The sequence below is a fragment of the Leucobacter sp. M11 genome, assembly GCF_035726885.1.
Taxonomy (GTDB): Bacteria; Actinomycetota; Actinomycetes; order Actinomycetales; family Microbacteriaceae; genus JAPFRB01.
Genome location: NZ_JAPFRB010000001.1, coordinates 187,820 through 188,116, shown reverse-complemented (window position 1 = coordinate 188,116; position 297 = coordinate 187,820). Strand labels below are relative to the sequence as shown.

1 protein-coding gene is annotated in these 297 nt (G+C 73.7%); it reads right to left on the bottom strand.

Translation table 11 applies throughout. The features are described from left to right. Positions 1 to 5: 5 nt before the first annotated feature. A partial coding sequence (locus OOT08_RS00940; protein ID WP_325090715.1) for an FCD domain-containing protein occupies positions 6 to 297 on the bottom strand: 292 nt, incomplete at its 5' end.

Sequence of the window (297 nt, the reverse complement as noted above, 5' to 3'; positions counted from 1 at the left end):
GTGGGTCATGCGAGGGCCTCCTTGAGGGCGAGTAGGTGGTGTCGGCTGGCGGCCTGTGCCGCGGCCGGGTCGCCGGCGGCGATGGCGGACACGAGCGTGCGGTGCGCGTCGTGGTCCGGGCCCGTCGGCGGCAGGCGGCGCAGGCGCAGCATATCGATCATCGCGGAGCGGCTGCGCGGCATGAGCGAGTCGAAGAGGTCGAGCAGGATCGGGTTTTCCGCCGCGGCAACCACGGCCCGGTGGAAGGCGGTGTCGGCGTCAACCGTGGCCTCGGGGTCCTCCGGGTGCTCGGTCCGG